Here is a 24179-nt window from a genome sequence, read left to right as displayed (position 1 = left end):
CTCAGTCCTTTTGAAATGAAATTTTTGATTACCAACTAGTCAGCGAGACTTCGCCGCTATTGAGCCAGATTTCCTGACCATCTGTCAGCTGGACTAAAAGTTGCCCGCTGTCTGAGATATCCTTGGCCAAACCTTGGTAGTCCACGCCTTTTTGGCTAAAGGTCACTTGTCGTCCTAGCGCCAAGGAGCGCTGCTTGTAGAGATAGATGAGCTCTTCTGGGTCACTTTCGTAGAAGCATTTCCAAATCTCGGCAATGATCTCATTGCGACTAATGGCTGGTTTCTCTTCAAAGAGGGAGCCAGCTTTTTCTTTAATCTCAGCGGGAAAGTCTTTAATGAAAAAATTAAAGCCAACACCAATGATAACATCAGTGACGAGCCCTGTCTCAATAGAAGTTGTAGCCTCGGTCAGGATGCCGGAAATTTTCTTGTTTCGATAGTAAATGTCATTGACCCACTTGATATCAACCTCTATAAGGGTTAGATTTTTTACTGCCTTGTAGATAGCTCCTGCGGTCAAGATAGTATAGGAGGGGAGCTGGTCGAAGGGAAGGTTGGGCTTGAGATGGAGAGACATATAGAAGCCGCCCTGGCTGGGGCAGAAGAAAGCACGACCGAAACGGCCACGGCCAGCAGATTGGGCAGCAGCCAGATAGAGAGTGTCGGCAGGGCGTCCGGCTTCCATGCCAGCCTTGGCATCCATCTGAGTGGACTGGCAGTCAGGATTAAAGGAGACCTGAACAGGGGAATTTGCTTCAATCCAATCAGGAATCAGCAAGTCACCCGCTGTCAATCGATAGCCTCGGTTTTTGACTGACTCGATTTGGATGCCTTCTTTCTCCAGTTTTTGAATGGCTTTCCAAATGGAAGTTCGTGAAACGCCCAATTCTTGGGCTATTTTTTCGCCGTTGACATAGTCGTCAGCCTGACTGAGGATGTCAAAGATTTTTTCGTAGGTTTTCATAGGCGGTCTTTCTAGCTTAAAGGCTGCTTTCTCTTAGTGTCAGCTTGGTTGAGAGCTTAATCATGTAAGGGATGAGGTTTTCGTCGGTTTTAATCACCTGGTCTAGCATTTGCAGAGCTTGCTTGCCCATTTCCTCTGTAAAGACTGTCACAGTGCTGAGAGGCGGATAGACGTATTTGGCAATGGATGTATCATTAAAGGAAATAATCTGGACATCTTGGGGAACAGCTATTCCCGCTTCCTGAAGAGCACGGAGGGCACCGACAGCCAGAGCATCGCTGGCTATGAAGAATGCTTTGGGCATCTGTTCTTTTTGTTGGTCAATCATGTCTTTCATCAGCTGGTAGCCAGACTCTGAGGAGAACTTGCCTATCTTGACATAGGCCGGCTGATAAAGGCCTTTGTCACTAAGGTAACGGCAGAAGCAGGCCAAGCGCGGATCGTCAAGACTTGTCGTTCCATCTGCTGTTTCTTCACGTCCAGCAATCATACCGATTTCTCCAATACCCTGCTGAAGAAAATGGTCGAGAACATGAGTAACGGCATGCTCAAAGTCTGTTGTTACACAGCTGTGGCCTTGGTCGATCGTATCGCTATCCACGAAAACCAGGGCAGGACTGTATTGCTCCAGCTCCTTGACTTGCTTGCTGCTGAATTTTCCGATGGCAATGATGCCGTCAATCTGTTCTAGCTGGCTCAGAGAGTCGTTGTTGAAAATCCTCACGATATCATAGCCCAGTTCTCGGGCTTTCTTTTCAATGCCTAGGCGGATGGAGTAATAGTAAAGATCATCCAGCTCTTCCAGCTCGGTGTACCATTCAACGATAGCAATGCGATGGGTCTGAGGTGAAGTTTTTTTCTGTTTTTTGCTTTTTTTGTAGTTGAGCTGTTCAGCGATATCGAAAATCTTCTTACGCGTCTCATCGCTGACAGACATGGACTTGTCATAGTTCAAAACCCGCGAAACAGTTGCGGGAGAAACACCAGCTGTCTGGGCGATATCTTTGATAGTAGCCATTTGATTGGATCCTTTTCAATTTACTGTCTACATAAATTATAACTCAAAAATTAGTAAATAACAAAGAAGAATTTAGTAAACATTTTGTTAAGTAAAAATTTACTAAATTTATTGAAGTTTTACTCGGAAACAGTTATAATAAATATAAGAAAACGATTACAATGTCGATTATTCATTTTAAAGGAGTTTAGCTTATGTCAAACCTAATTTCAGCGGAGCAAGTCCGCGCAGATTTTGCCAAGGTTTTTGGAGTAGAAGCGGACCACACTTTCTTTTCACCCGGTCGGATCAATCTGATTGGTGAGCATACGGACTATAACGGCGGCCATGTTTTTCCTGCTGCGATTTCTCTAGGAACTTATGGAGCGGCTCGCAAGCGGGACGATCAGCTCTTGAGATTCTTCTCAGGGAATTTTGAAGAAAAAGGGATTATTGAAATGTCGCTGGAAAACCTGCACTTTGAGCCTGAGCATAACTGGACCAACTATCCGAAAGGAGTTCTGCATTTTCTGCAGGAGGCAGGCCATACAATTGACCGAGGCATGGATGTCTATGTTTATGGAAATATTCCAAATGGTTCTGGCTTATCATCTTCTGCATCGCTAGAGCTTTTGACGGGTGTCATTGCTGAGAAACTCTTTGATTTGCAGTTGGAACGTTTGGACCTAGTGAAAATCGGTAAATTAACTGAAAATGAGTTTATCGGGATTAATTCTGGCATTATGGACCAGTTTGCTATCGGAATGGGTGCTGACCAGCGGGCTATTTACTTAGACACCAATACTCTCGAATATGATTTGGTGCCGCTTGATCTTAAGGATAATGTCGTAGTGATTATGAATACCAACAAGCGTCGTGAGTTAGCTGACTCTAAGTACAATGAGCGTCGAGCGGAGTGCGAAAAAGCTGTTGAAGAGCTCAATCGCAAGCAGTCTATCGCTACTTTGGGTGAGTTGGACGAGTGGTCCTTTGACGAGTATAGCTATCTGATAGAGGACGAAAATCGTCTCAAACGGGCTCGCCATGCTGTTTTGGAAAATCAACGCACTTTGCAAGCGCGGGCAGCTTTGCAGGCAGGCGATCTTGACAAGTTTGGCCGTCTCATGAATGCGTCCCATGTTTCTTTGGAACATGACTATGAGGTGACTGGTCTAGAGCTGGACACCTTGGTTCACACGGCCTGGGAGCAAGAAGGTGTTTTGGGTGCTCGTATGACTGGAGCTGGCTTCGGTGGTTGCGCCATTGCTTTAGTTGCTAAGGATGCGGTGGAATCTTTCAAAGAAAATGTTGGCCGCAAGTATCAAGAAGTCGTCGGCTATGCCCCTAGCTTTTACATTGCAGAAGTAGCTGGCGGAAGCCAAGTGCTGGACTAATTCACAGAAAAGAAACTTGGGTCTGGGACAAAAGTCCTAGTCTCTCAATTGTCTTTGGATTGTCGAGCAAGACGCAGTGGTTGAGTGGGCTCTATTACGCTGATTTCATCAGCTTTTACAGCCCTAATCAACTGTGCGGAGGTGGGACGACGAAATCGAATTCTAACGAATTACCGATTTCTGTCCCACTCTCTTTACTAGCAAAAGAAAGGAAGAACTATGTCCAAGAAGTTACTGGATGCTTTTGTATCTGCAGTGATTGACAATAGCACTTTTGAGGAAATGGACACCATCTATCTGAACAATCGTGTCATGGCTCTGGTTGGAGAGGCAGTGGCAGAGCAGGAGACCGAGGCTGAGCAGCTAATTGACCTTAAAGATGACTTGGTAGCTGTAGCTGTGAAGAATGGGAAGATTGGTGATACTCTGGCTGAGCAGGATATACTGGGAGCTGAGCTTATGAACTTGATTACTCCTACCCCTAGCCAGCTCAATCAGGACTTCTGGACTTCTTATGCCTCCAATCCTGAGCAAGCTGTGGCTGATTTTTACCAGCTTAGTCAAAAGAATGACTATATCAAGGTCAAGGCCATTGCTAAAAACATTGCCTTCAAATCGCCAACTGAATATGGAGATTTGGAAATCACCATCAATCTCTCTAAGCCAGAAAAGGATCCCAAGGAAATTGCGGCAGCTAAAAAGGTTAAGAATAGTAATTATCCAGCCTGCCAGCTTTGCATGGAAAATGAAGGTTATCAAGGTCGCTTGGACCACCCAGCCCGCGCTAACCATCGGATTGTTCGTTTTGAATTGGCTGGACAGGAGTGGGGCTTCCAGTATTCGCCCTATGCCTATTTTAATGAGCATTGCATCTTTCTGCACAGCCAGCACCTTCCCATGGCTATCAGTCGGCTGACCTTTGAGCGCTTGTTGGACATCGTTGAGACCTTTCCAGGCTATTTCGCAGGATCCAACGCCGATTTGCCTATTGTCGGTGGCTCTATCCTGACCCACGACCACTATCAGGGCGGACGTCATACCTTTCCTATGGAAATAGCAGAGCTGGATTGCAGCTTTACTTTTAGCGGATTTGAAGAGGTAGAGGCAGGCATTGTCAAGTGGCCTATGTCCGTCATTCGGCTGAAATCTGAGAAGAAGGAACATTTAATCAAGTTGGCTGACAAAATCTTGAAAGTTTGGCGGACTTATTCTGACCCAAGTGTGCAGGTATTGGCAGAGTCTGAGGGGGAGCCACACCATACCATCACACCGATTGCCCGCAGGAAAGATGGATGCTTTGAGCTGGACTTGGTCTTGAGGGACAATCAAACATCCCCAGAACATCCAGACGGCATTTACCACCCTCATAAGGATGTGCAGCATATTAAGAAAGAAAATATCGGCCTGATTGAGGTTATGGGACTGGCTATTCTGCCGCCTCGGCTCAAGGAAGAACTCAAGCAGGTGGAACTTTTCTTGCTGGGAGAAGACTGTCAGGTTGCAGCCTATCATCAGGAGTGGGCCAATCAGCTCAAAGACCAGAATCCAGATGTTACCGCTGAGACAGTGGAAGGAGTAGTTCAGGCATCGGTTGGACAAATTTTCAGCCGAGTACTGGAAGATGCGGGTGTTTACAAGCGGACAGAGGAGGGGCAGGAAGCATTCATGCGCTTTGTCCAATCCGTCGGCATCCAGCCCTAGGAAATGTGTTATAATGAATCTAGCGTAACAGGGAAAGGAAGTTTTATGGCAATTTTAGTATTAGGTGGAGCTGGCTATATCGGTTCGCACATGGTAGACCGTCTGGTAGCAGCAGGTAAGGAAGAAGTAGTCGTCGTTGATAATTTGGTGACTGGCCATCGGGCAGCTGTCCATCCGCAAGCTGTCTTTTATGAGGGGGATTTGGCGGATAAGGATTTTATGCGTAGTGTATTTGCCAAACATCCATCCATCGATGCAGTCATTCACTTTGCTGCCTTTTCACTGGTCGCCGAGTCCATGGTGGACCCGCTCAAGTATTTCGACAATAACACAGCTGGCATGATTTCTCTCTTGGAAGTCATGCAGGAATGCGGCGTTAAAAACATTGTCTTTTCTTCGACTGCGGCGACTTATGGCATTCCTGAGGAAGTGCCGATTCTGGAAACGACTCCGCAAAGGCCGATCAATCCTTATGGTGAGAGCAAGCTTATGATGGAAACTATTATGCGCTGGGCTGACCAGGCCTATGGCATCAAGTTTGTAGCCCTGCGTTATTTCAATGTGGCCGGTGCCAAGCCCGACGGCTCAATCGGCGAGGACCACGGACCTGAAACCCATCTCCTGCCCATTGTGCTTCAAGTGGCTCAGGGCAAACGTGAGAAGATTGCTGTTTTTGGTGATGATTACGATACTCTGGACGGGACCAATGTACGCGATTATGTCCATCCTTTCGACTTGGCTGACGCCCATATTCTGGCTGTCGAGCACCTGCGTGCTGGTCAACCATCAGATGCCTTTAACCTTGGCTCTTCGACTGGTTTTTCCAACCTGCAGATTGTAGAAGCAGCACGAAAGGTGACCGGACATCCTATTCCTTTGGAAATAGCAGAGCGGCGCCCAGGCGATCCGGATACGCTGATTGCTTCCTCTGAGAAAGCAAGAAATGTTCTGGGTTGGCAGCCGAAATTTGACAATATCGAAACCATTATCGAAACTGCTTGGAAATGGCATTCCAGTCATCCAAATGGCTATGATGACAGAAGATAAACTGACAAACCAGCTAGAAAAGCTGGTTTTTTACTTTGAATTATAAAACCCTTCTTTACAAATTTTTAAAAGCCTTTTATAATAAAAAGAAGATTGATTGACATATTATCTACAATCTTGTTTATTTGTTACTAATTATTAGAATATCTTGATAAATCATTGTAGTCACAGATGCAAGGAGAAATAAAAATGTAGAATAGCGAATTTTTTGCACCACTATCAGATGAGACAGTTGTTGACAGTTTGTTGTGTAAGGGCTTTAGAGACTTATGATATAATGAAGCCATAAAAGTTTGAGAAGTCTCTTAATCTTTTCAAGCTGATTTTCATAAAAAGAATAGGAAATAAGTATGCACTCGATTCTTGCCTTATATATCACCTTGATGCCGGTCATTCTGGCTGGAGTTCTGAATATGATCTTTTGCAAGTCTTCACTGCTAGAGGTGGCTTATCGACCCATGGACGCTGGGCTGATTTTAAAGGATGGGAAGAGGCTTTTTGGGGCTAACAAGACCTGGAAAGGTTTCTTTGGTATGATTGTCTGGGGAGCCTTGGCTCAGATCCTTTGGGGTTTGCTCTTAAAGAGTATTCCTACCCTAGAGAAGCTGCACTTAGTCTATGCTTTCTACGAAAATACCGTGCTCTTTAATCTGGTACTTGGGGCTCTTTTGGGGCTGGCTTATGTTTTGTTTGAGCTGCCCAATAGTTTTATCAAGCGCCGTTTGGAAATCAGAGAGGGCAAGACGGCGGAGAATGGCTGGAAATGGACCTTTATCTGGATAGACCAGATTGATTCCTTGATTGGCTGTATTATTTTCTTGCTTTTCTATATCTCTCTGTCTTGGCAGCAGATGCTGGGCATACTTATTCTCGGGGCGGGCACGCATCTAGGAGTCAATCGTCTGCTCTACTGGGCTAAGCTTAGAAAAAATCGTATGTGAGATGGGAGTTTTTGATGAAAGAACTATGGCTGGAAAAAGAGCCTTCGGCCGTCTATGGCGGTAAAATCAATCAGTTAATCAACCTTTGTCAGCTGGGACTTTCGGTTCCTAAGGCTCTGATTTTGCCAGCGGACCAAGTAATGGATTGGCTAAGAGCGGCTCTGCCAGAATATTCAAAAGAGGGACTTAAAGAGTTAATTCATTTGTGTAAGGAGGAAATCGCGGAGCGTTTGCAGCAGTATCCCTTGGATCCAGCTTGGCAGCTGGAGTTAGCAGACTTTTGTCAGGAAAATCAAGCTTATATTGTTCGCAGCAGTGCCCTTTTAGAAGATGGACTGAACATGTCATTTGCTGGTCAATATGACTCGATTGGTAACTGCCGGACACTGTCAGAAATTGAGCAGGGTATTCGTTCATGTCTGCTTTCCCTCTTTAATCCAGAAGCCTTGGCTTACTGGCAGCGTCAGGGTCTGGCAGAGCAGAATTTTGCCATGGCAGTGCTGATTCAGGAGCAGATTGAGCCTGACTTCAGCGGTGTCTGCTTTTCCTTAGACGTAGCGACTAATCAGGACCAGACCATGCTGTTGGAGTACGTAAAAGGCTCGGCTGAGAGCTTGGTTAGCGGTCAAGTCAATCCTGAGCAGCTGACTCTTGCTTGGTACAAGCCGGACTGGCTCCAGTTTGAAAAGGCTGAAATCTCTCTGGGAGTCTTGCAGAAGCTGCATGCGCAGGTTTTGCAGATTGTGGCGTATTTTGGTCGGCCGATGGATATTGAGTGGTGTGCCGTACAAGAGCAAGTCTATCTACTACAGGCTCGGCCCATCACAACAGTACCAACTAAAATCGACAGTGGTCGCTGGACGACGGCGAATTTTCGGGATGGAGGCGTGGCGGCTCAGCCCTGCCCAAACCTAATGTGGAGCCTTTATCGCCATTCTTGGCAAGAGGCACTCTCCAGCTTTTTGCTGGCAATTGGCCTAGAGCCTGAAGGTGTGATGCCGCCACTGATGTGCCTGCATTATGCTCGGCCTTTCTGGAACTTAGGCGTGGTCAAGCAAGGTATGGAGCAGATTCCGGGCTATATTGAGCGAGACTTTGATGATGAGCTGGGAGTCAATAAAGACTACCAAGGTCAAGGTTTTACCAGCAAATTAAGCCCAGTCTTGCTCTTGAATTTCCTGCGGGTAGCTTTGAAAACGCAAAAAGTAACTAAGACTTTTCTGCATCAGGCGCCAGACAAGCTGCAAGAGCTGCGCCAGCAATTTACCCGCCTGAATCAAGAAATACGAGAACTGAACGACCAAAGCCCGCTCCAGCAGGTCGAAAGTCTTTGGCAGTTGGTGCTAAATCAGGCTTATTTAGACAGTGAGGGAACTTATTTCTGGCAGGCCTACATCAATACGGTCCAGCTGTCTATGAAAAAGACCAGTCTGCTTAAATGGCTGACGGTCGATGAATTTTTCCAACTGATAGCTAAATTGGGAAATGTTTCGCATACCAAGCCTTTGGCTGGAATGCTGGAAGCTGCGGATCTTGTTTTGGCAGACGAGAAACTGACAAACGATTGGCTGAAGCTATCGGTAGAAGAGTTGCAGGGACTGGCAGCACAATATCCTGAGCGAGCTGATTTTATCAAGATTCAGGATTTCCAAAAGGACTTTGGCTATCACTCGGCACGGGAGCTGGACTTGCGAGTAGCTAGTTACGAAGAAGATGCTCATCAGGTACTGAGAGCGGTTCAGCAGTTGGTTGCTGATTCAACGTATTACCAAGCGGCCAAAGCTTCGCTCAGTCCTGTCTCAGAGTCTGAGCTAGATCTTGCTCATCTATCTCGAGCCAAGCAGAAAAAGATAGAAAAAATCAATCAAGACCTTCGGAACTTGCTCTGGTGGCGAGAGGAGTTCAAGGATATTTCCACGCGCTATTACCACCTCATTCGTCAAATTAGCCTCAAACTCGGCCGATCCTATGAAAAGCGAGGTTTTCTGAAAAATGAACAAGATATTTTTTACATTAAGAAAGAAAGTCTGACTGCCTTTATGAAAGGGCAAAAGACTGCTGACCAGCTTCAAGAAGAGGCTGCTGATAATCAGCATTATTGCCAGGCCTATCGGAATTTTGAACCAGTGGGTGATTTGACCGACAAAGAGATGAGCTTGGAGGAGGTAGCCCATGACAGTCGGACTCTGCTGATGGGAATGCCAGCCAGCAGTGGTCAGGTGACCGGTCGGGTTCGCGTCCTCTTGGAATTAGCTGATATTGAGACGATTGAGCCGGGAGAAATTCTTGTCACTCGCTATACAGATACGGGTTGGAGTTATGTTTTCGGTATTCTAGGCGGTCTTGTGACAGAGTATGGCGGGGTTCTCTGCCATGCATCCATTGTCGCTCGGGAATGTGGGATTCCTGCTCTGGTCTGCGCTAAGAATGCAACTCAGCTGTTAGAAACTGGCATGCTAGTAACCTTAGATGGAAGAAGAGGAGAAATAAGAATTCATGAAGAAGAGTAAACCTTTGTTTATCGGTGAATACGATAAATCTGTTATCCTGACTTATATGGGCGCTGCTTTTGCACTGTTGGCAGTCTATGCCGTCATTCAGTCCCAGCTGCGGCTGGCCATGATGGCCTTTATCGTTAGCGGTATCTGTGACCTCTTTGACGGTGTGGTTGCGCGGCGGATGAAGCGGACTGAAAGCCAGAAGCGCTTCGGCATTGAGATTGATTCGCTCTGCGACATGATTAGCTTTGCGGCTCTTCCGGCTGTGCTTCTCATGACCCAGCTGCCCTTGGGAGCGGCCAATATCATCTTGGCTGTCCTCTATGTCTTGGCTGCTGTCACGCGCTTGGCGCATTTTAACCGCTTGGCCAAGCATGATGAAGGATTGGGCTCTTATTTTATCGGCTTGCCCGTGACTTACAGTGCCCTATTTTTTCCTCTGACCTATCTGGTCTGTCAATGGCTGGCACTTGATCTCTATGCTTGGGTGTGGCTGGGCTTGTCTCTTTTGCTGACCTTCCTATTTGTCTACAACTGCCGAATTCCCAAGCCGAATAAGCTGGCCTACCTGGTCTTTGCGATTCTGGCTGTTGCTAGCTTGATTGGTCTGGGGGTTCTCCCGCATGGTTAAGGTCTATCAGAGAAGGACTGGCCAAGTAGTGGAACCGACAGAATACAAGGCGGGTCTGTTAGACAAGCTTTATGGTACTGCTTGGGGCCGCTTTCTGTTACCTGTCCTGACCCGACCCAGCCTGTCTTATCTTCTGACTTTGAAAGACTACACTCCTTTTTCTCGCAAGAAAATTGCAGCTTTTGTGGAAAATTATCAGCTGGATTTAGCTGACTATGAAGATGGCCCCTATTCTAGTTTTGCGGCTTTCTTCCAGCGAAAAATCAAGCCTGGTCTGCGTCCAGTCTGTTCTGACAATCAAGTACTGGCAGTGGCGGATGCCAAGCTAGAGGCTTTTACCATCAGTCAGGACTTGCAGCTGCTGATTAAGGGGCAAACATACAGGCTACCTGACTTACTGCTGGATGATGACTTAGCTCAGCTGTTCACTGGCGGAACAGCGCTGGTCTATCGTTTAGGAGTGGAAGACCTGCACCGCTATTTGGCGGCTGAATCTGGCAAAATTACCCAAAGACGAAAAATCAAGGGACGCCTCCATACGGTCAGACAGGTAGCCCAGAAGCGGCGTTTGATTTATAAGGAAAATAAAAGAGAATACTGTCTTTTAGATACCGACCTAGGACCTGTCCTGCAGATGGAAGTAGGCGCTCTCTTGGTCGGAAGAATATACAATCACAGTCAGGACCATTTGGTCAGGGGACAGGAGAAGGGCTGCTTTGGTCTGGGCGGCTCAACCATCCTTGTCCTCTATCCAGCAGGCACGATTCGCTTGGATCAGGATATCCTGACTTACTCAGACCTCGGAATAGAAACCCAGATTCAAATGGGGGAAAAGATTGGAGAAAAGCTATGTTTAAACGATTAGCTGTTTATTATAAGGAAATGTTTCCTTTGCTGCCACGTTTTTTTGTGGCTGCCATCATGTTTTTTGAGATTTATTTTGTCCTTCTGCTCAATGACGGAGTGACTACCTTTCACTTTGACCATCAGGAGTTGATTGGGATTTTTACGATTTTCGTCTTTCTGATGATTCTGCGGATTGCGGATGATTTCAAGGACTACGAGACCGACAGACGCCTCTTTCCTCATCGAGCTCTGCCATCTGGCCGGGTGAAAAAGAAGGACTTGGCTATTGCCCTCAGCTTTATCGTAGCTGTATCTGTACTTCTCAATGTTCTCTTTATGAACAATATCGGCTGGTTCCTCTTTCTCTACATCTACGGAACTCTCATGTCCTTCTGGTTCTTCAAGCGTGACAAGATTCAAAATTCTCTGCCTCTGGCTCTAGTAACCCATAATCCAGTCATGATGATTTTGAATCTCTATACTATCTCTTTTGTCTGCTACAAGTACAATCTGCCTCTCTTGTCTTTACCGACCGTCTTGCTGGCCTTTACCATGTATTTCCCAAGTCTGATCTGGGAAGTCTGCCGCAAGATTCGGGCGCCAAAAGACGAGACAGAGTATGTGACCTATTCTAAGCTTTTTGGCTACAAAAAAGCCACTCGCTTTATCGAGGTGGTGACTCTGCTGGATATCTTGACCAATTTCGCCCTTCTCTGGAATATTTCCCATGTCGGAGTGGTAGTCTTGGTGCTGAATGTCATCTGGATGACCGTCCAGTTTGAGCAGTTTATCAAGGATCCGACTTGCTTTAATATACGGGAGCGGGTGGAACGTTATACTTATATCACGGAGACGACCATGGTTCTGTCCGTTGCTGTTTATCTCTTGATGGGGGTACTTTGATGAAAAGAATCAAGCAGACAGGGCTTGACCAGGTCGGAGGCAAGGTCTATCATTTGCTGAAAATGCAGGCTGCTGGTTTGCCGGTTCCTGACTTTGCAGTGTTTGCTTTTGACTTTTTTCAAAATCTGGCCACCTCTGCTGACTTGAAGCGGATGGAAGAAGCTTATCGGTCTGGAGAGTTGGACTTGTCCCAACTCAGTCAGCAATTGCAGGATTGGGCTAAAGAGCAGTTTGCGCAAGAAGATCTGACAGCAGCAGAAAACTGGATTCGGCAGGAGCTTTCTCAGACAGACTGTCGCTTCGCAGTCCGCTCATCTGCTACCATTGAGGATGGGAAGACCTCATCCTTTGCCGGTCAGTTTAAGAGCCAGCTCAATGTGAAGCCAGAGCAGCTTAAAGAAGCCATCCAAGCAATCTTGCTCTCTCTTTATCAGGAGTCAGCACTTAGCTATCTATTTGAGCAAGGACTATCGTTGAAGCAAGCGCAGATGATTTGCCTTGTGCAGGTCATGCAGGAGGGAGACTTGTCTGGGATTTACTTCACAGCTAATCCCAAGGGCATTTTGAACGAGCATATCATTGTTATCGGTCGAGGTTTGGGGAACAAGGTTGTCGAGGATAAGATTCCTACAACAATGGTGACCCTCCATCCCAAGGACCAGCTCTTTTATATAGAGCAGACGGAGGACTCACCAGGCGTATCATTGGAACAACTTGAGGAGTTACAGGCCTTGGCGAGTCAGGTAAGTCAGCTTTTCGGACCTTATATGGATATGGAATTTACCTTCGCCAATGGCCAGCTCTATCTTTTGCAAGCACGACCTATTACTACCTTGCCAGAGGGACAGCGGGTTATTCTGGATAACAGCAACATTGTCGAGAGCTATCCGGGCGTTTCTAGTCCTTTGACCATTAGCTTTATCCAGGAGGCCTATGCTAGCATTTTCCGCAGTCTGGCCCAGCGCTTGGTTGGCAAGGATGCCCCTGAGTTTGCTGCCTATGAAGCCACCTTTCAAAATATGCTGCAGCCGGTCAACAGCCGGGTTTATTACCAGATTCAGAGCTGGTATCAGCTCTTGCAGCTTCTGCCTTTTTCGAAGAAAATCATTCCTATCTGGCAGGATATGCTGGGCGTTCGAGAGACAGAGGTACCTCAGATGCCAGTGCACCTGTCTGCTTTCAAACGCCTGCAAATCATGCTCCGTATCATCCGAGAGTTCTGGACAGCGCCCAAGCAAATGCGGCAATTGGAAGAGCAGTTTGCCCAGATTCAGCGCGAATACGAAGCGAACTTTTCTCCCGACGCAGATGCTGAGACCTTGATTGCCTTGGTCAGTAAGCTAAAAGAGGATATTCTGGCTCACTGGGACATTACCCTGGTAAATGATCTCTATGCTTTTGTCTATACCGGACTCCTGAAGAAGTCGCGTCGCGGCGGGGCTGTTCAGGCTGAGATTGCAGGAATTGAGCAGATTGAAAGTATGCAGCCGGCTTTGGCTCTGCAGGCTTTAACAGCTCAGCTGAAAGCAGAAGAAAATGCAGAGATTAGACAGGCCATGGCAAGTGAAAGTCCAGCAGTCTTTCTAAGTCGCCAGCACCCTTTGGTCCAAGAAATTGCCCATTTTATCCATGAATTTGGCGATCGGGCTCCGGAAGAGTTGAAATTAGAAACTCCAACCTTTCGAACGCACCCAGAGCGTCTGCTTAAGCTCCTGCTGCAAATGTGCCAACAAGAGGAGAAGAAGTTGGCGCCTCAAAAACTTGAAGAAGAGGTGCAAAAATCAGGCTGGTGGACGAATTTTCTTCGCAAGCGAGCCATGACTGGTGTTAAATATCGGGAAAGCTCCCGCTTAAACCGCACACGGATCTATGGCATGATGCGGCAGATTTTCAGAACATTTGGCCAGCAATTAGCCGAGCAAGGGTTGCTGGCTAACCCTGACGATGTTTTTTACCTGACAAAGGAAGAGTTGTTTGAGCTGACCAGAAAGCCCAGAGATGTTAGCGGCTTGATAGCCGAGCGTCGAGAGAAGTTGGAGGCTGATAAGGAGCTGCCAACCTTTAGTCGCTACGTTTTTGCTGGACAGGTCTTTGAGAAATATCTGAAACCGCAAAACCGTACCAGCAGTCATAATACGGGCAATCAAGCCTTACAAGGGATTGGCTGCTCACCTGGCTGCGTCAAGGCTCAGGTTTTGGTCGTGAAAGATGTGCAGGAGATTGAGTCTGCTCAGGACCGGATTATCGTGACCAAGATGACCGATCCGGGCTGGGTCTATCTTCTGACCCAAGCCAAGGGTGTCATTGCCGAGCAGGGGTCTTTGCTCTCGCACACGGCAATTATTTCCCGCGAGCTAGGTATTCCTTCCATTGTCAATGTCAGAGGTGCCTGCAGCCAGCTGCAAAACGGTGATTGGATTGAGATGGATGGCCTTACTGGCAAGATTCGACTGATCAAGGAGGAAGACCATGCTGCAAATTAAACCAGTCAAACCCAATACGACAGAGCTGGATGATTTTCTAGCTCTGCCCAAGCGGATTTACCAGCCAGACCACCTTATGCAGTCTGAAGAGGAAGAACTGGCTTTGATTGAGGGCAGTCACCCGCTGAGTTCTGACCTAGAAACCTATGCCTTTGTTGGCTATGAGGAGGGTCAGCCTCGTATTCGAGGTATCCTGACCTTCTATTCAGGGGATGAGGCTGCTTACTTGGGATTTTTCGAGTCGATCAATGACCAACAGATTGCATCTGCTTTTATCGAGCATTTAGCAGGTTTTGCCCGCAGTCTCGGAGCTATTAAGATAATCGGTCCCGTACAGGCAAGTTTTTGGCTGGGCTATCGAATGCAGCTGACTGGAACAGAGGCTCTCCCTTTTACTGGTGAACCTCATAATCCAGCCTATTATCCCCAGCTGTGGCAGGTTGCTGGTTTTGAACTCAAGGAGCGCTATCTGTCCAATTTTTATCCCAAGGTCAGCAATCAAACTCATCAGGACAAGCTGGCTCATCGCTTTGAGTCTTTTGAAGAAGCGGGTTTCACCATTTGCTCTCCCAAAAAGAAGGACTGGGAAGAAGCCTCGCTGCAGGTTTTTGAGCTTCTCAATCGTCTCTATCAAGATTTTCCGATTTATCGGTCAATTTCTAGTCAGCAGTTCAGTCAGATTTTTCAAAAATACCAGTATATTCTTGATTTTTCAATGGTTAAGCTGGCTTATAAGGAGGGTAAGCTTGCTGGTTTTCTGATTGCCATGCCGGACTACGGCTCTCTGGTTTATCAAAAACTGACTCCGCTTAACCTAGCCAAGCTTTTTTGGACCAAGCGTTTTCCAAAACGTTATACGATTATGTATCTAGGAGTAGATGAGCAATTCTTGGGGTTGGGCTCTGCCTTGGCCTATCCGATTTTTAAAGAAGCGCAGAAGCGACAAGCTTCAGCTATTGGGGCCTTGATTCATCAAAAAACTGTCACGCGCCACTATGCGGCAGAACTGCAAGGGGACAAGCATGAGTATGGCCTCTTTGAATTGGATTTAAACTCTTGATTAACAAATTAAAATATAGACAAAAAAGCAAATTTTCTAACCGAAGATTTGTTTTTTAGTTAAAAATGAACACTATTTTCAGGTTGTTCAAAAATCAAAAGATTTCAGCCTTCAAAGATATATTTTTAAGCAAAAGCATTGAATTTTTGTAGGAAATTCTGTAAAATTTTAAGAGATTATTATATGAAGAAAAGGGAATTATTATGGAAAAAAGAATCACTGGCGATACGCTCCAGCGTTATTCTTTTAGAAAGTTATCAGTAGGATTGGTTTCCGCCACTATCGGAAGCTTCTTTTTGAGTACCGCCATAGGGGGAAATATAAGCACGGTTGAGGCCGCAGAAGTCTCAGCCGGCAAAACCGTTCCAGTTCAGTATCACTACGTAGTAGAGTCTGAACTGACTGAAGCTGAGAAGAATGCAGTTGTTAAGGAGCTTCCAAAGTTTGTGGAAGAAAACTCTGATGCTTATTACCTGGTTTACCGTCCTAAGACCCAGGGCCTTTCGGCAAAAAGTTTGCCAAAGACGGGCTACTCAAGTCTGTGGGAAGCGACATTTGCAGCTGCTGGGTTGACCTTAGCAGTCTTAGTAATTGCACGAGGTCGAAATGGTAAGCGGTACCTGTCTTCTATTTTGCTGGTGACAGGTCTAGGCTCTATTCTCCTAGCTCCTTCTGTATTTGCGGTGACCAATATTGAATTAGCCGCCTACAATCAAAGGCTGAATTTGACGGTGGGAGATAAACTGCCGGAACCTTTAGAGATTGCTGGTTTTGAGTATGTTGGCTATCTGAAAAGCGGTGAACAGGGCAAGGAGAACGCAACAGGAAGTCATCAGCTTCCTACGGCACAGAAGGACTTGTCAGCTGTCGAAGTCGATCAACAGGCGGGCAAATCTGCTAGCCTTTCTGGGAATCCGGGTACTGCCAACAAGCCTGTATCTACTGAAACAGAGAAACTGACCGAGCAAGAAAAAGAGATTATTGCTGCCAAAGAACGCGAATTTGCTCGGTTTTCTCCAGTCACTGAAGTACCAGAACTGGAATTCGAGAGCCAAGAAAGCAGCCAGACCCAAGTCCTGCCTTATCAAACAGAATACCAATATTCAAATGAACTCGCAGAGGGGCAATCTCAGGTCATTCGCGCAGGTGTCGCTGGTACACGTACTGTCGTCACTCGCAATTATATTGCTGGTAAAGAAATTGTAAAAAGCGAAGTGATTTCAGACCAGGTAACTGCAGAGCCAGTTTCGGAAATTGTGTTGGTCGGAACTGCCGCAGTCAAATCTGTTCCAAAAGAAGCGCCAGTGCAAGAAATTCCAGAGCTCACCAGCTATGGAACTGCATCAGATACTGCACCGGTTCAAGAAGTGCCTGAGCTAACAACTTATGGTACCGCACCAGATACTGCACCAGTACAAGAAATCCCAGAATTGACGACTTATGGCACAACGCCCGATACCGCACCGGTTCAGGAAGTGCCAGAGCTAACGACTTATGGCACGGTACCAGACACTGCTCCCGTGCAAGAAGTTCCGGAACTAACCACTTATGGCACTGCGCCCGATACCGCACCGGTTCAAGAAGTCCCAGAATTGACGTCTTATGGCACAGCACCAGACACTACACCGGTTCAAGAAGTTCCAGAATTAACGACGTATGGCATTGCACCAGATACAGCGCCAGTTCAAGAGATTCCGGAGCTAACGACTTATGGCACAGCACCAGACACCGCGCCAGTACAAGAAGTTCCGGAACTAACAACTTATGGTACCGCACCAGATGAAGCACCCGTGCATCAACCCCCAGAATTAGAGCTGACTGCGACGGATGAAACAAGAAGAGAAAAGATAGATTTTTCTGTCGAAGAACAGTATACTGATGAGATTCCAGAAGGCAGCCGCCAAATTGTCACACCAGGAGTACAGGGTGAGCGGGCTATTACCACTCGTATCTATACCTCGAATGGCCAAGAGGTTGATCGCCAAGTTTTATCGGATGAAGAAATTCTTGCAGCAGTCACTCAAATTATTAAGGTCGGTACAAGTAAGTCAAGTCTGATTCCGGCTGATGCACCAAAGGTAGAAGAGCTATCAGAATACCCGCTAACTTACACGGACGAAACGCGCGTAGAGAAAATCAACTATATTATTCGTGAAGAGGAAACGGACGAACTTGTTCGAGATGCCCGTCAAATCACAACTCCAGGTGTGCAAGGTGAGCGAACAATCAAGACCCGTGTCTACAGTTCCAACGGTCAGGAAATTGATCGTCAAGAACTATCTAATGAAGAGACTCTAGCGCCAGTAACACAAATTGTCAAAGTTGGTACGGCTAAGCCAAATATGGTACCAGGCGATGCACCAAAAGCAGACGCTTTGCCAGAGTATCCATTAACATACACGGACGAAACTAGAGTTGAAAAAATTAACTTCACAATTCGTGAGGAAGATACAGATGAGCTGGTTCGTGATGCTCGTCAAATCGCAACACCGGGTGTTCAGGGCGAGCGTACCATCAAGATCCGCGTCTACAGCTCTAACGGTCAAGAAATTGACCGGCAAGAGCTTTCGAATGAGGAAACTCTCGCTCCAGTAACGCAAGTTGTCAAAGTTGGCACGGCTAAGCCAACCATGGTCCCAAACGCTGCGCCAAAAGCAGAAGTTCTTCCAGAGTATCCTCTGACTTATACGGACGAAACCCGAGTAGAGAAAGTTGCTTTCAACATCGAGGAACAATATACCGATGAGTTGCCACAGGATGCCCGTCAAATCGCAACTCCGGGAGTGCAAGGTGAGCGTACGATTAAGACCCGTGTCTACAGTTCTAACGGTCAAGAAATCGAACGCCAAGAGCTTTCTAACGAGGAAACATTGGCTCCAGTAACGCAAGTCGTCAAAGTTGGCACGGCTAACCCGCACATGGTACCAGGTAATGCACCAAAAGTAGATACTTTACCAGAGTACCCGCTGACATACACCGACGAAACTCGTGTAGAAAAAATCAACTTCACCATTCGTGAAGAAGAGACGGACGAGCTTGTACGAGATGCTCGTCAAATCGCAACACCGGGTGTCCAGGGTGAACGAACCATCAAGACCCGTGTCTACAGTTCCAACGGTCAGGAAATTGATCGTCAAGAGCTGTCCAACGATGAGACTCTAGCTCCAGTAACACAAATTGTTAAAGTTGGTACCGCTAAGCCGAACATGGTACCAGGTGATGCACCAAAAGCAGATGCTTTGCCGGAGTATCCACTGACTTACACGGACGAAACGCGTGTAGAGAAAATCAACTTCACAATTCGTGAAGAAGAAACGGACGAATTGGTTCGTGATGCCCGTCAAATTGCCGCTCCGGGTGTGCAAGGCGAGCGAACCATCAAGACCCGCGTCTACAGCTCTAACGGTCAAGAAATTGATCGTCAAGAGCTATCCAATGAAGAAACCTTGGCTCCGGTAACGCAAGTTGTCAAAGTTGGTACGGCTAAGCCAACCATGGTACCAAGTGAAGCTCCGAAAGTAGAAGCTCTGCCAGAATATCCGTTGACTTACACGGACGAAACCCGAGTGGAGAAAATTAACTTCACCATTCGTGAAGAAGAGACAGACGAACTTGTTCGTGATGTCCGTCAGATTGCGACTCCTGGCGTTCAGGGCGAGCGCACCATCAAGACTCGTGTCTACAGCTCTAACGGCCAAGAAATCGACCGCCAAGAGCTTTCGAATGAGGAAACTCTAGCTCCAGTAACGCAAGTTGTTAAAGTTGGTACAGCTAAGCCGCATATGGTACCGAACGATGCGCCAAAAGCAGAGGTTTTAGAAGAGTTCGATTTAATTCCACTGCATAATCTATTAGCAGAAGCGGATCAGATTAAAGCTCAGGCACGTTATTTCAATGATAGTCTGAGTCATCAATCTAGCTATGATACTGCTTTGACAGCAGGTCAAGCACTCCTGAACCAATCACATGCTAGCCAAGCAGAAGTCAACCAACTGGTGGGACAAATCAATCAAGCCAAGGCTCAGTTAAGCGGTCTTGAGGTTGTCAAAACGGCTCTTCAAAACGAGTACGATTTAAATCCAACTGTTAAAACAACTGCTAAATATAAAAATGCGGATTCAGATAAGCAGACAGCTTATACTGACGAATTGACAAAGGCAGAAGGAGTTCTGAATAATCAAACTGCTACACAAGTGCAGGTTAACCAAGCTTTTGCTAGTCTGACAGCAGCCAAAGAAGCTCTAAATGGAGTGCCTAAAGTCAAGCCTACGGTTTCCATTCTAAGTCTGACAGAAAATGCGGACGATAAGTCGGTTACAGTCCAATATAGATTAGAAGACCAGACCCAGTCCTTCCGTTCAGCAACTGCAGAATTGTACCAGGGTGATCAGCTTGTCCGCACTCTTCCGATTACCAATTTCGCAGGAAGTCTGAAGATTGGCGACTTAGACTACTACACAGGCTATAGCCTGAAAACCAAGCTGACTTATGAACTGGATAATGGCAGCTTCACAGGCCTTGAAACGGACAGCCGCAATTTTGAATTGGAATACAAGAAGATTGCCTTCCGAGATATTGATTCGGCAGAGTTTTACAGAAAAGAAAACGACCAGTTTAAGCGCGTCGTGTCCATGAACTCTATGCCTACGGATCTGTCAAACTACTTCGTCAAAGTCAAATCAAGTGAATCTAAGGAAATGCTCCTGCCAGTTCACAGCATAGCGGAAAGTCATAAGGATGGCAGGGATGTCTATAAGGTGACAGTCTCTCTGCCTGAGCTGGTACAAGAAGGTGAGGCAGGCTATAAGTCTGGCTATGATTTCTATATCAGTAAGGCAGTCCCTAGCCAGCAAAATGTCTACACCAGCTTTGCTGGTTTGGTAGACGCTATGAAGCAAAATATGGCTGGCAACTATGTTCTGGGAGCAGATTTGGATGCTAGCGAAGTTAGTCTGGCACCTGCGGACTATGTCTACCTCAAAGGGAACTTCACAGGCAGTCTGACAGGTAACCATAATGGCAAGCAGTACGCTATTTATAATCTAGCCAAGCCTTTATTTGAAAACCTCAAGAGTGGTTCCTCTATTTCTAATCTGGATTTGAAAGAGGTCAATATTGTCGGTACTTACGACTCAGCTGCCCTAGCTCGCAATGCAGAAAATGCTCGAATCACAGATGTTTCAGTCCAAGGTAGAGTAGAAGTAAAAGAAAATGCTTCACAGGTAGCAGGTTTGGTAGTTATTGCTAACAATACCCAAATTACCAATAGCTCCTTTACTGGAACTATCGTGTCAAATGATAAGCAGGGCAAGGAATACAATGTCGGTGGTTTGGTTGCTAATCTTAAGGGAGGAAACTCCTTGATTAGCCAGAGCAGGGCAGATGTGACCATTCTAGCAGGTGCTAGAGCCAACAACCAACGCTTTGGCGGTTTAGTCGGCCGTTTAGAAAACAATGCCCGCATCAGCCGCTCTTATGTAGCTGGTAAGATTCAAAACTCTACTAAAAACGGTCAGATTGGTGGCGTAGTTGGTTCCAATTACTTCAATGGCTTAATTGATAATGTCATCAGCAATGTCAGCGGTACAAATGTTTACAGTATTTCTGGCGATCAGGGATATGAGAATAACCGTATCACAGAAGCTTATGCCGTTGAAGGAAATAAAACGCTGGAAAATGACAAGTTTGTCACTTCAACACTGACTCTGAACGAGGCAGAAGAGAAGCTAACTAGCTTAGACATTACGACCACTCTAGAAGACACGAATCTCAATATTTATTCTGTCAACTATGCTCAGGAAAAGAATGCCCGAGAAGATCGTCTGATAGCTTATGCTAACATGGAAAAGCTCCTTCCATTCTACAATAAGGAGACCATCGTTGCCTATGGAAATAAACTTCCAGATAATCACAAGCTCAATACAGAGTACTTGCTGGACGTTGTTCCGATGAAAGGCGACCAGATTATCACTGATATCAATAGCAACAAGACTGGGATTAACCGTCTGATGCTGCACTTTGAGGATAATACGGTTGACTACCTGGATCTGACCTATAAGGGAGATTTCAAATATAAGGCAATTGCAGAGTACAGTGTAAACGGCTTAGACCTCCTTTATACGCCAGAAGCTTTCCTATCAGACTACAGCAGGGTTCTCAATCAAGTGCTGCCAGAGTTGAACAAGGTTGTCCTTGACTCCCCCGCTATGCGAACTGTTTTAGGCGTGAATGCTGACACTTCTCTGGATGATCTCTATCTGGATACAGCCTTTGACCAAGTCAAGACCAAGCTGTCAGAAGAGTTGCGCAAAGTTCTGGCTATGGATAAGTCCATCAATACTGAAGGCGATGTCGTGGCTGACTATGTAGCTCAGAAGATTACAGCCAATAAGGAAGCCTTCCTACTGGGTCTAACTTATCTCAACCGTTGGTATAATATCAACTATGACAATATCAATGTTAAGGATTTGTCGGCCTATAAGTTTGACTTCTTTGGAAATCATAATGCTTCAACCTTAGATACCATTATTTCACTTGGTAAGTCAGGCATGAACAATCTTAAAGCTAAGAACAACTATATGGCTTATGATGCCTCGCTTTCTGAAGCGACTGGTAAGCGTGGACTCTTTAACTATCTAGAAGGTTATCGTCAGCTCTTCCTTCCGGACAAGAGCAACAATGAATGGCTCAAGACCAATACAAAAGCCTATATCGTTGAGGCTAAGTCGGATGTGCCAGAAGCTAGACAGCTTCAGGATGGAGCCGAGGACAAGAGCAAGTATTCTGTCGGCGTTTATGACAAGATTACTGCAGATAACTGGGAACACAAGGGCATGCTTCTGCCGCTCTTGACCATGACTGAGAAGGGCGTCTATGCTATCTCCAATATGTCTACCATCTCCATGGGGGCTTATGACCGTTATCGCCTTGATGCCAATGGCAGGGTTCGGACAGATGCAGAGCTAGCTGAATTTGTCGAAGACAGAGTGAGAAAAACTGCTGAATACCAGCGCGATCATTATGACTTCTGGTATAAGATTCTAAGCGATGAAAGCAAGGACAAGCTCTTCCGTTCTGTTCTGGTTTACGATGGATTCTCATTGGTTGACAAGGATGGTAAAAGATATTGGGCTCCAGCTAATGACAAAAAATCACTGGCTATGCAGGAGTTCTTCGGACCAGCCGGCAAGTGGTATCCAAGCAAGGGCTATAATGCCTATGCTACAGGAAATGTAACCCACTTTGATGCCGCTCGCTTGTTAGAAGACTATGGTAACTCTGTCTACACGCATGAGATGACCCATAACTCTGACGGAGGCATCTACTTTGAGGGCAATGGTCGTCGCGAAGGTCTGGGAGCTGAGCTTTATGCTCGCGGACTCTTGCAGTCTACTCCAAGTGCAGATGAGGCAACTATTACGCTCAATACCCTCTTCAAGGTGGACAAGGACTCTAAGACGCGCCTACACACATATAACTTCAAGGAACGCGTTCAAAATGCAGAAGACCTGCAGCACTATGTCCATGGTATGTTTGACATGATCTACACCCTAGATTACCTAGAAGGGACCTCTATGCTGAAGCAGAGTGATGATGCTAAGCTTCAGTGGTTCAGGAAAATGGAGAATTACTATATTACAGATAAGTATGGTAAGGAGACCCATGCCGGTAACCAGACGCGAAGCTTTACTGCTGAGGAAATCAAGCAGCTGAAGACTTTTAACTCACTGATTGAAAATGATGTTATCACTCGTCGGGAGAATAAGGATAGTGGGAAATACGGCCGAAATGGCTACCTCAGTCTCAGCCTCTTCTCACCAATCTACTCAGCCTTGAGCAATCCAAATGGAGCTCCGGGTGATGTCATGTTCCGCCGTACAGCCTATGAGTTACTAGCAGCCAAGGGTTACCATGAAGGATTTATCCCTTATGTTTCTGGTAAGTACTCTAAGGAAGCCTTTGATGAAGGTAAGAAAACTTGGGATGGATGGTCCGGAAGAGATGTTGGTCTCGTGACTGACCAGAAAGTCTTGGAAAATGTATTCAAGGGTGAATATGACTCTTGGCTAGCCTTCAAGAAAGCTATGTATAAGGAGCGGATTGATCAGCTGACCAAGCTCAAGCCAATCACTATTGAGTACGAGCTCAGAAACCCAAGCAGTACCAAGAAAGTAACTATTCGCTCTTATGAAGAGATGCAGAAGCTGATGGACGAAGCAGTAGCAGAGGATGTACGAAACATTACCAATGCTACCAGCCGTGTTGATGCTAGCTGGGTCAACCTGCTCAAGAAGAAGATTTATAACGCATATCTTCGTGAGACAGATGACTTCAGACAATCAATCTTTAATAAGTAAGCGGCAAAATGTTTTTCAGAAATACATTTAAAAATATCTAGACTAAAAAAGTCTAGGTATTTTTTCTGCCATTTATTTCTAATATATCAATAATAATCCATCCGAGTCTGAATAAAACAATTTTTTGTGACTTTTTTGTAACGATAGTAGACAAAGAATAGAAAAATGATAATAAAAATTATAGTTTACAGGTCGTAAATTATAATTTTTATGTTATAATTGATATGTATATGTCATATTTGCTTATCATATACGAGTACTATCATTTTTAGTTTGGTAATAAATCTTGATTTAGAATTGGCTGAAAATGAGGGGGTAGACAAGTGATGGTGTGCCTGCCAGCATTTGTCAAAAATA

The 24179-nt window shown here is 46.0% G+C and carries 13 protein-coding genes; 11 read left to right on the top strand and 2 right to left on the bottom strand.

Translation table 11 applies throughout. From position 1 onward, the window contains the following. Positions 1 to 28 precede the first annotated feature (28 nt). Together birA and FOC72_RS05420 are read right to left on the bottom strand one after the other, a co-directional pair. Complete coding sequence (gene birA, locus FOC72_RS05425) at positions 29 to 964, bottom strand: bifunctional biotin--[acetyl-CoA-carboxylase] ligase/biotin operon repressor BirA (RefSeq protein WP_002895700.1); 936 nt, start codon at positions 962 to 964, stop codon at positions 29 to 31. Positions 965 to 980: 16 nt separating this feature from the next. Next, on the bottom strand, positions 981 to 1982 hold the full coding sequence (locus FOC72_RS05420) for a LacI family DNA-binding transcriptional regulator (protein WP_002895698.1): 1002 nt from the start codon (positions 1980 to 1982) through the stop codon (positions 981 to 983). Positions 1983 to 2176: 194 nt separating this feature from the next. On the opposite strand from FOC72_RS05420, the gene FOC72_RS05415 reads away from it, so the two are divergent. The 11 genes from FOC72_RS05415 (at position 2177) to FOC72_RS05365 (ending at position 23822) form a co-directional block, all read left to right on the top strand. Further along, positions 2177 to 3355, top strand: a complete 1179-nt coding sequence (locus tag FOC72_RS05415; RefSeq protein WP_002895697.1) for a galactokinase — start codon at positions 2177 to 2179, stop codon at positions 3353 to 3355. Positions 3356 to 3574: 219 nt separating this feature from the next. After that, positions 3575 to 5056, top strand: coding sequence for a UDP-glucose--hexose-1-phosphate uridylyltransferase (gene galT, locus FOC72_RS05410; RefSeq protein WP_002895695.1), 1482 nt, complete (start codon positions 3575 to 3577; stop codon positions 5054 to 5056). A gap of 45 nt (positions 5057 to 5101) precedes the next feature. Further along, on the top strand, positions 5102 to 6103 hold the full coding sequence (gene galE, locus FOC72_RS05405; RefSeq protein WP_032914174.1) for a UDP-glucose 4-epimerase GalE: 1002 nt from the start codon (positions 5102 to 5104) through the stop codon (positions 6101 to 6103). Between the two features lie 350 nt (positions 6104 to 6453). Next, positions 6454 to 7044 (top strand): CDP-archaeol synthase, encoded by a 591-nt coding sequence (locus tag FOC72_RS05400; RefSeq protein ID WP_002895693.1) that lies wholly within the window; start codon positions 6454 to 6456, stop codon positions 7042 to 7044. A 14-nt stretch (positions 7045 to 7058) separates the two neighbouring features. Next, positions 7059 to 9554 carry a PEP/pyruvate-binding domain-containing protein gene (locus FOC72_RS05395; protein ID WP_032914172.1) on the top strand — a complete coding sequence of 832 codons (2496 nt, stop codon included), beginning with the start codon at positions 7059 to 7061 and terminating at the stop codon, positions 9552 to 9554. Next, complete coding sequence (locus FOC72_RS05390; protein WP_002895691.1) at positions 9541 to 10173, top strand: CDP-alcohol phosphatidyltransferase family protein; 633 nt, start codon at positions 9541 to 9543, stop codon at positions 10171 to 10173. The genes FOC72_RS05395 and FOC72_RS05390 overlap by 14 nt, the downstream gene beginning before the upstream one ends. Then, a complete protein-coding gene (locus tag FOC72_RS05385) occupies positions 10166 to 11038 on the top strand; it encodes a phosphatidylserine decarboxylase (RefSeq protein ID WP_002895690.1) in 873 nt (290 codons plus the stop codon). The genes FOC72_RS05390 and FOC72_RS05385 overlap by 8 nt, the downstream gene beginning before the upstream one ends. Further along, complete coding sequence (locus tag FOC72_RS05380) at positions 11023 to 11922, top strand: UbiA family prenyltransferase (RefSeq protein WP_002895689.1); 900 nt, start codon at positions 11023 to 11025, stop codon at positions 11920 to 11922. The genes FOC72_RS05385 and FOC72_RS05380 overlap by 16 nt, the downstream gene beginning before the upstream one ends. Beyond that, positions 11922 to 14405: a phosphoenolpyruvate synthase gene (locus tag FOC72_RS05375; protein WP_002895687.1), complete on the top strand. Its 2484-nt coding sequence runs from the start codon at positions 11922 to 11924 to the stop codon at positions 14403 to 14405. The genes FOC72_RS05380 and FOC72_RS05375 overlap by 1 nt, the downstream gene beginning before the upstream one ends. Then, positions 14392 to 15465, top strand: a complete 1074-nt coding sequence (locus FOC72_RS05370) for a hypothetical protein (RefSeq protein ID WP_002895686.1) — start codon at positions 14392 to 14394, stop codon at positions 15463 to 15465. Before FOC72_RS05375 ends, FOC72_RS05370 begins: the two co-directional genes overlap by 14 nt. A gap of 203 nt (positions 15466 to 15668) precedes the next feature. Beyond that, on the top strand, positions 15669 to 23822 hold the full coding sequence (locus tag FOC72_RS05365) for an SIALI-17 repeat-containing surface protein (protein ID WP_002895685.1): 8154 nt from the start codon (positions 15669 to 15671) through the stop codon (positions 23820 to 23822). Positions 23823 to 24179 lie beyond the last annotated feature (357 nt).

Origin of the sequence: Streptococcus sanguinis, assembly GCF_013343115.1 — a bacterium.
Classification (GTDB): domain Bacteria; phylum Bacillota; class Bacilli; order Lactobacillales; family Streptococcaceae; genus Streptococcus; species Streptococcus sanguinis_H.
Note: the sequence above shows the minus strand (reverse complement) of the source record. Positions and strands in the feature narration are given on the sequence as shown.

What these genes read in the sequence shown, in the direction of transcription:
- birA (WP_002895700.1), bottom strand. Translation starts at nt 964, where the DNA reads ATGAAAACCTACGAAAAAATCTTTGACATCCTCAGTCAGGCTGACGAC.
- FOC72_RS05420 (WP_002895698.1), bottom strand. Translation starts at nt 1,982, where the DNA reads ATGGCTACTATCAAAGATATCGCCCAGACAGCTGGTGTTTCTCCCGCA.
- FOC72_RS05415 (WP_002895697.1), top strand. Translation starts at nt 2,177, where the DNA reads ATGTCAAACCTAATTTCAGCGGAGCAAGTCCGCGCAGATTTTGCCAAG.
- galT (WP_002895695.1), top strand. Translation starts at nt 3,575, where the DNA reads ATGTCCAAGAAGTTACTGGATGCTTTTGTATCTGCAGTGATTGACAAT.
- galE (WP_032914174.1), top strand. Translation starts at nt 5,102, where the DNA reads ATGGCAATTTTAGTATTAGGTGGAGCTGGCTATATCGGTTCGCACATG.
- FOC72_RS05400 (WP_002895693.1), top strand. Translation starts at nt 6,454, where the DNA reads ATGCACTCGATTCTTGCCTTATATATCACCTTGATGCCGGTCATTCTG.
- FOC72_RS05395 (WP_032914172.1), top strand. Translation starts at nt 7,059, where the DNA reads ATGAAAGAACTATGGCTGGAAAAAGAGCCTTCGGCCGTCTATGGCGGT.
- FOC72_RS05390 (WP_002895691.1), top strand. Translation starts at nt 9,541, where the DNA reads ATGAAGAAGAGTAAACCTTTGTTTATCGGTGAATACGATAAATCTGTT.
- FOC72_RS05385 (WP_002895690.1), top strand. Translation starts at nt 10,166, where the DNA reads ATGGTTAAGGTCTATCAGAGAAGGACTGGCCAAGTAGTGGAACCGACA.
- FOC72_RS05380 (WP_002895689.1), top strand. Translation starts at nt 11,023, where the DNA reads ATGTTTAAACGATTAGCTGTTTATTATAAGGAAATGTTTCCTTTGCTG.
- FOC72_RS05375 (WP_002895687.1), top strand. Translation starts at nt 11,922, where the DNA reads ATGAAAAGAATCAAGCAGACAGGGCTTGACCAGGTCGGAGGCAAGGTC.
- FOC72_RS05370 (WP_002895686.1), top strand. Translation starts at nt 14,392, where the DNA reads ATGCTGCAAATTAAACCAGTCAAACCCAATACGACAGAGCTGGATGAT.
- FOC72_RS05365 (WP_002895685.1), top strand. Translation starts at nt 15,669, where the DNA reads ATGGAAAAAAGAATCACTGGCGATACGCTCCAGCGTTATTCTTTTAGA.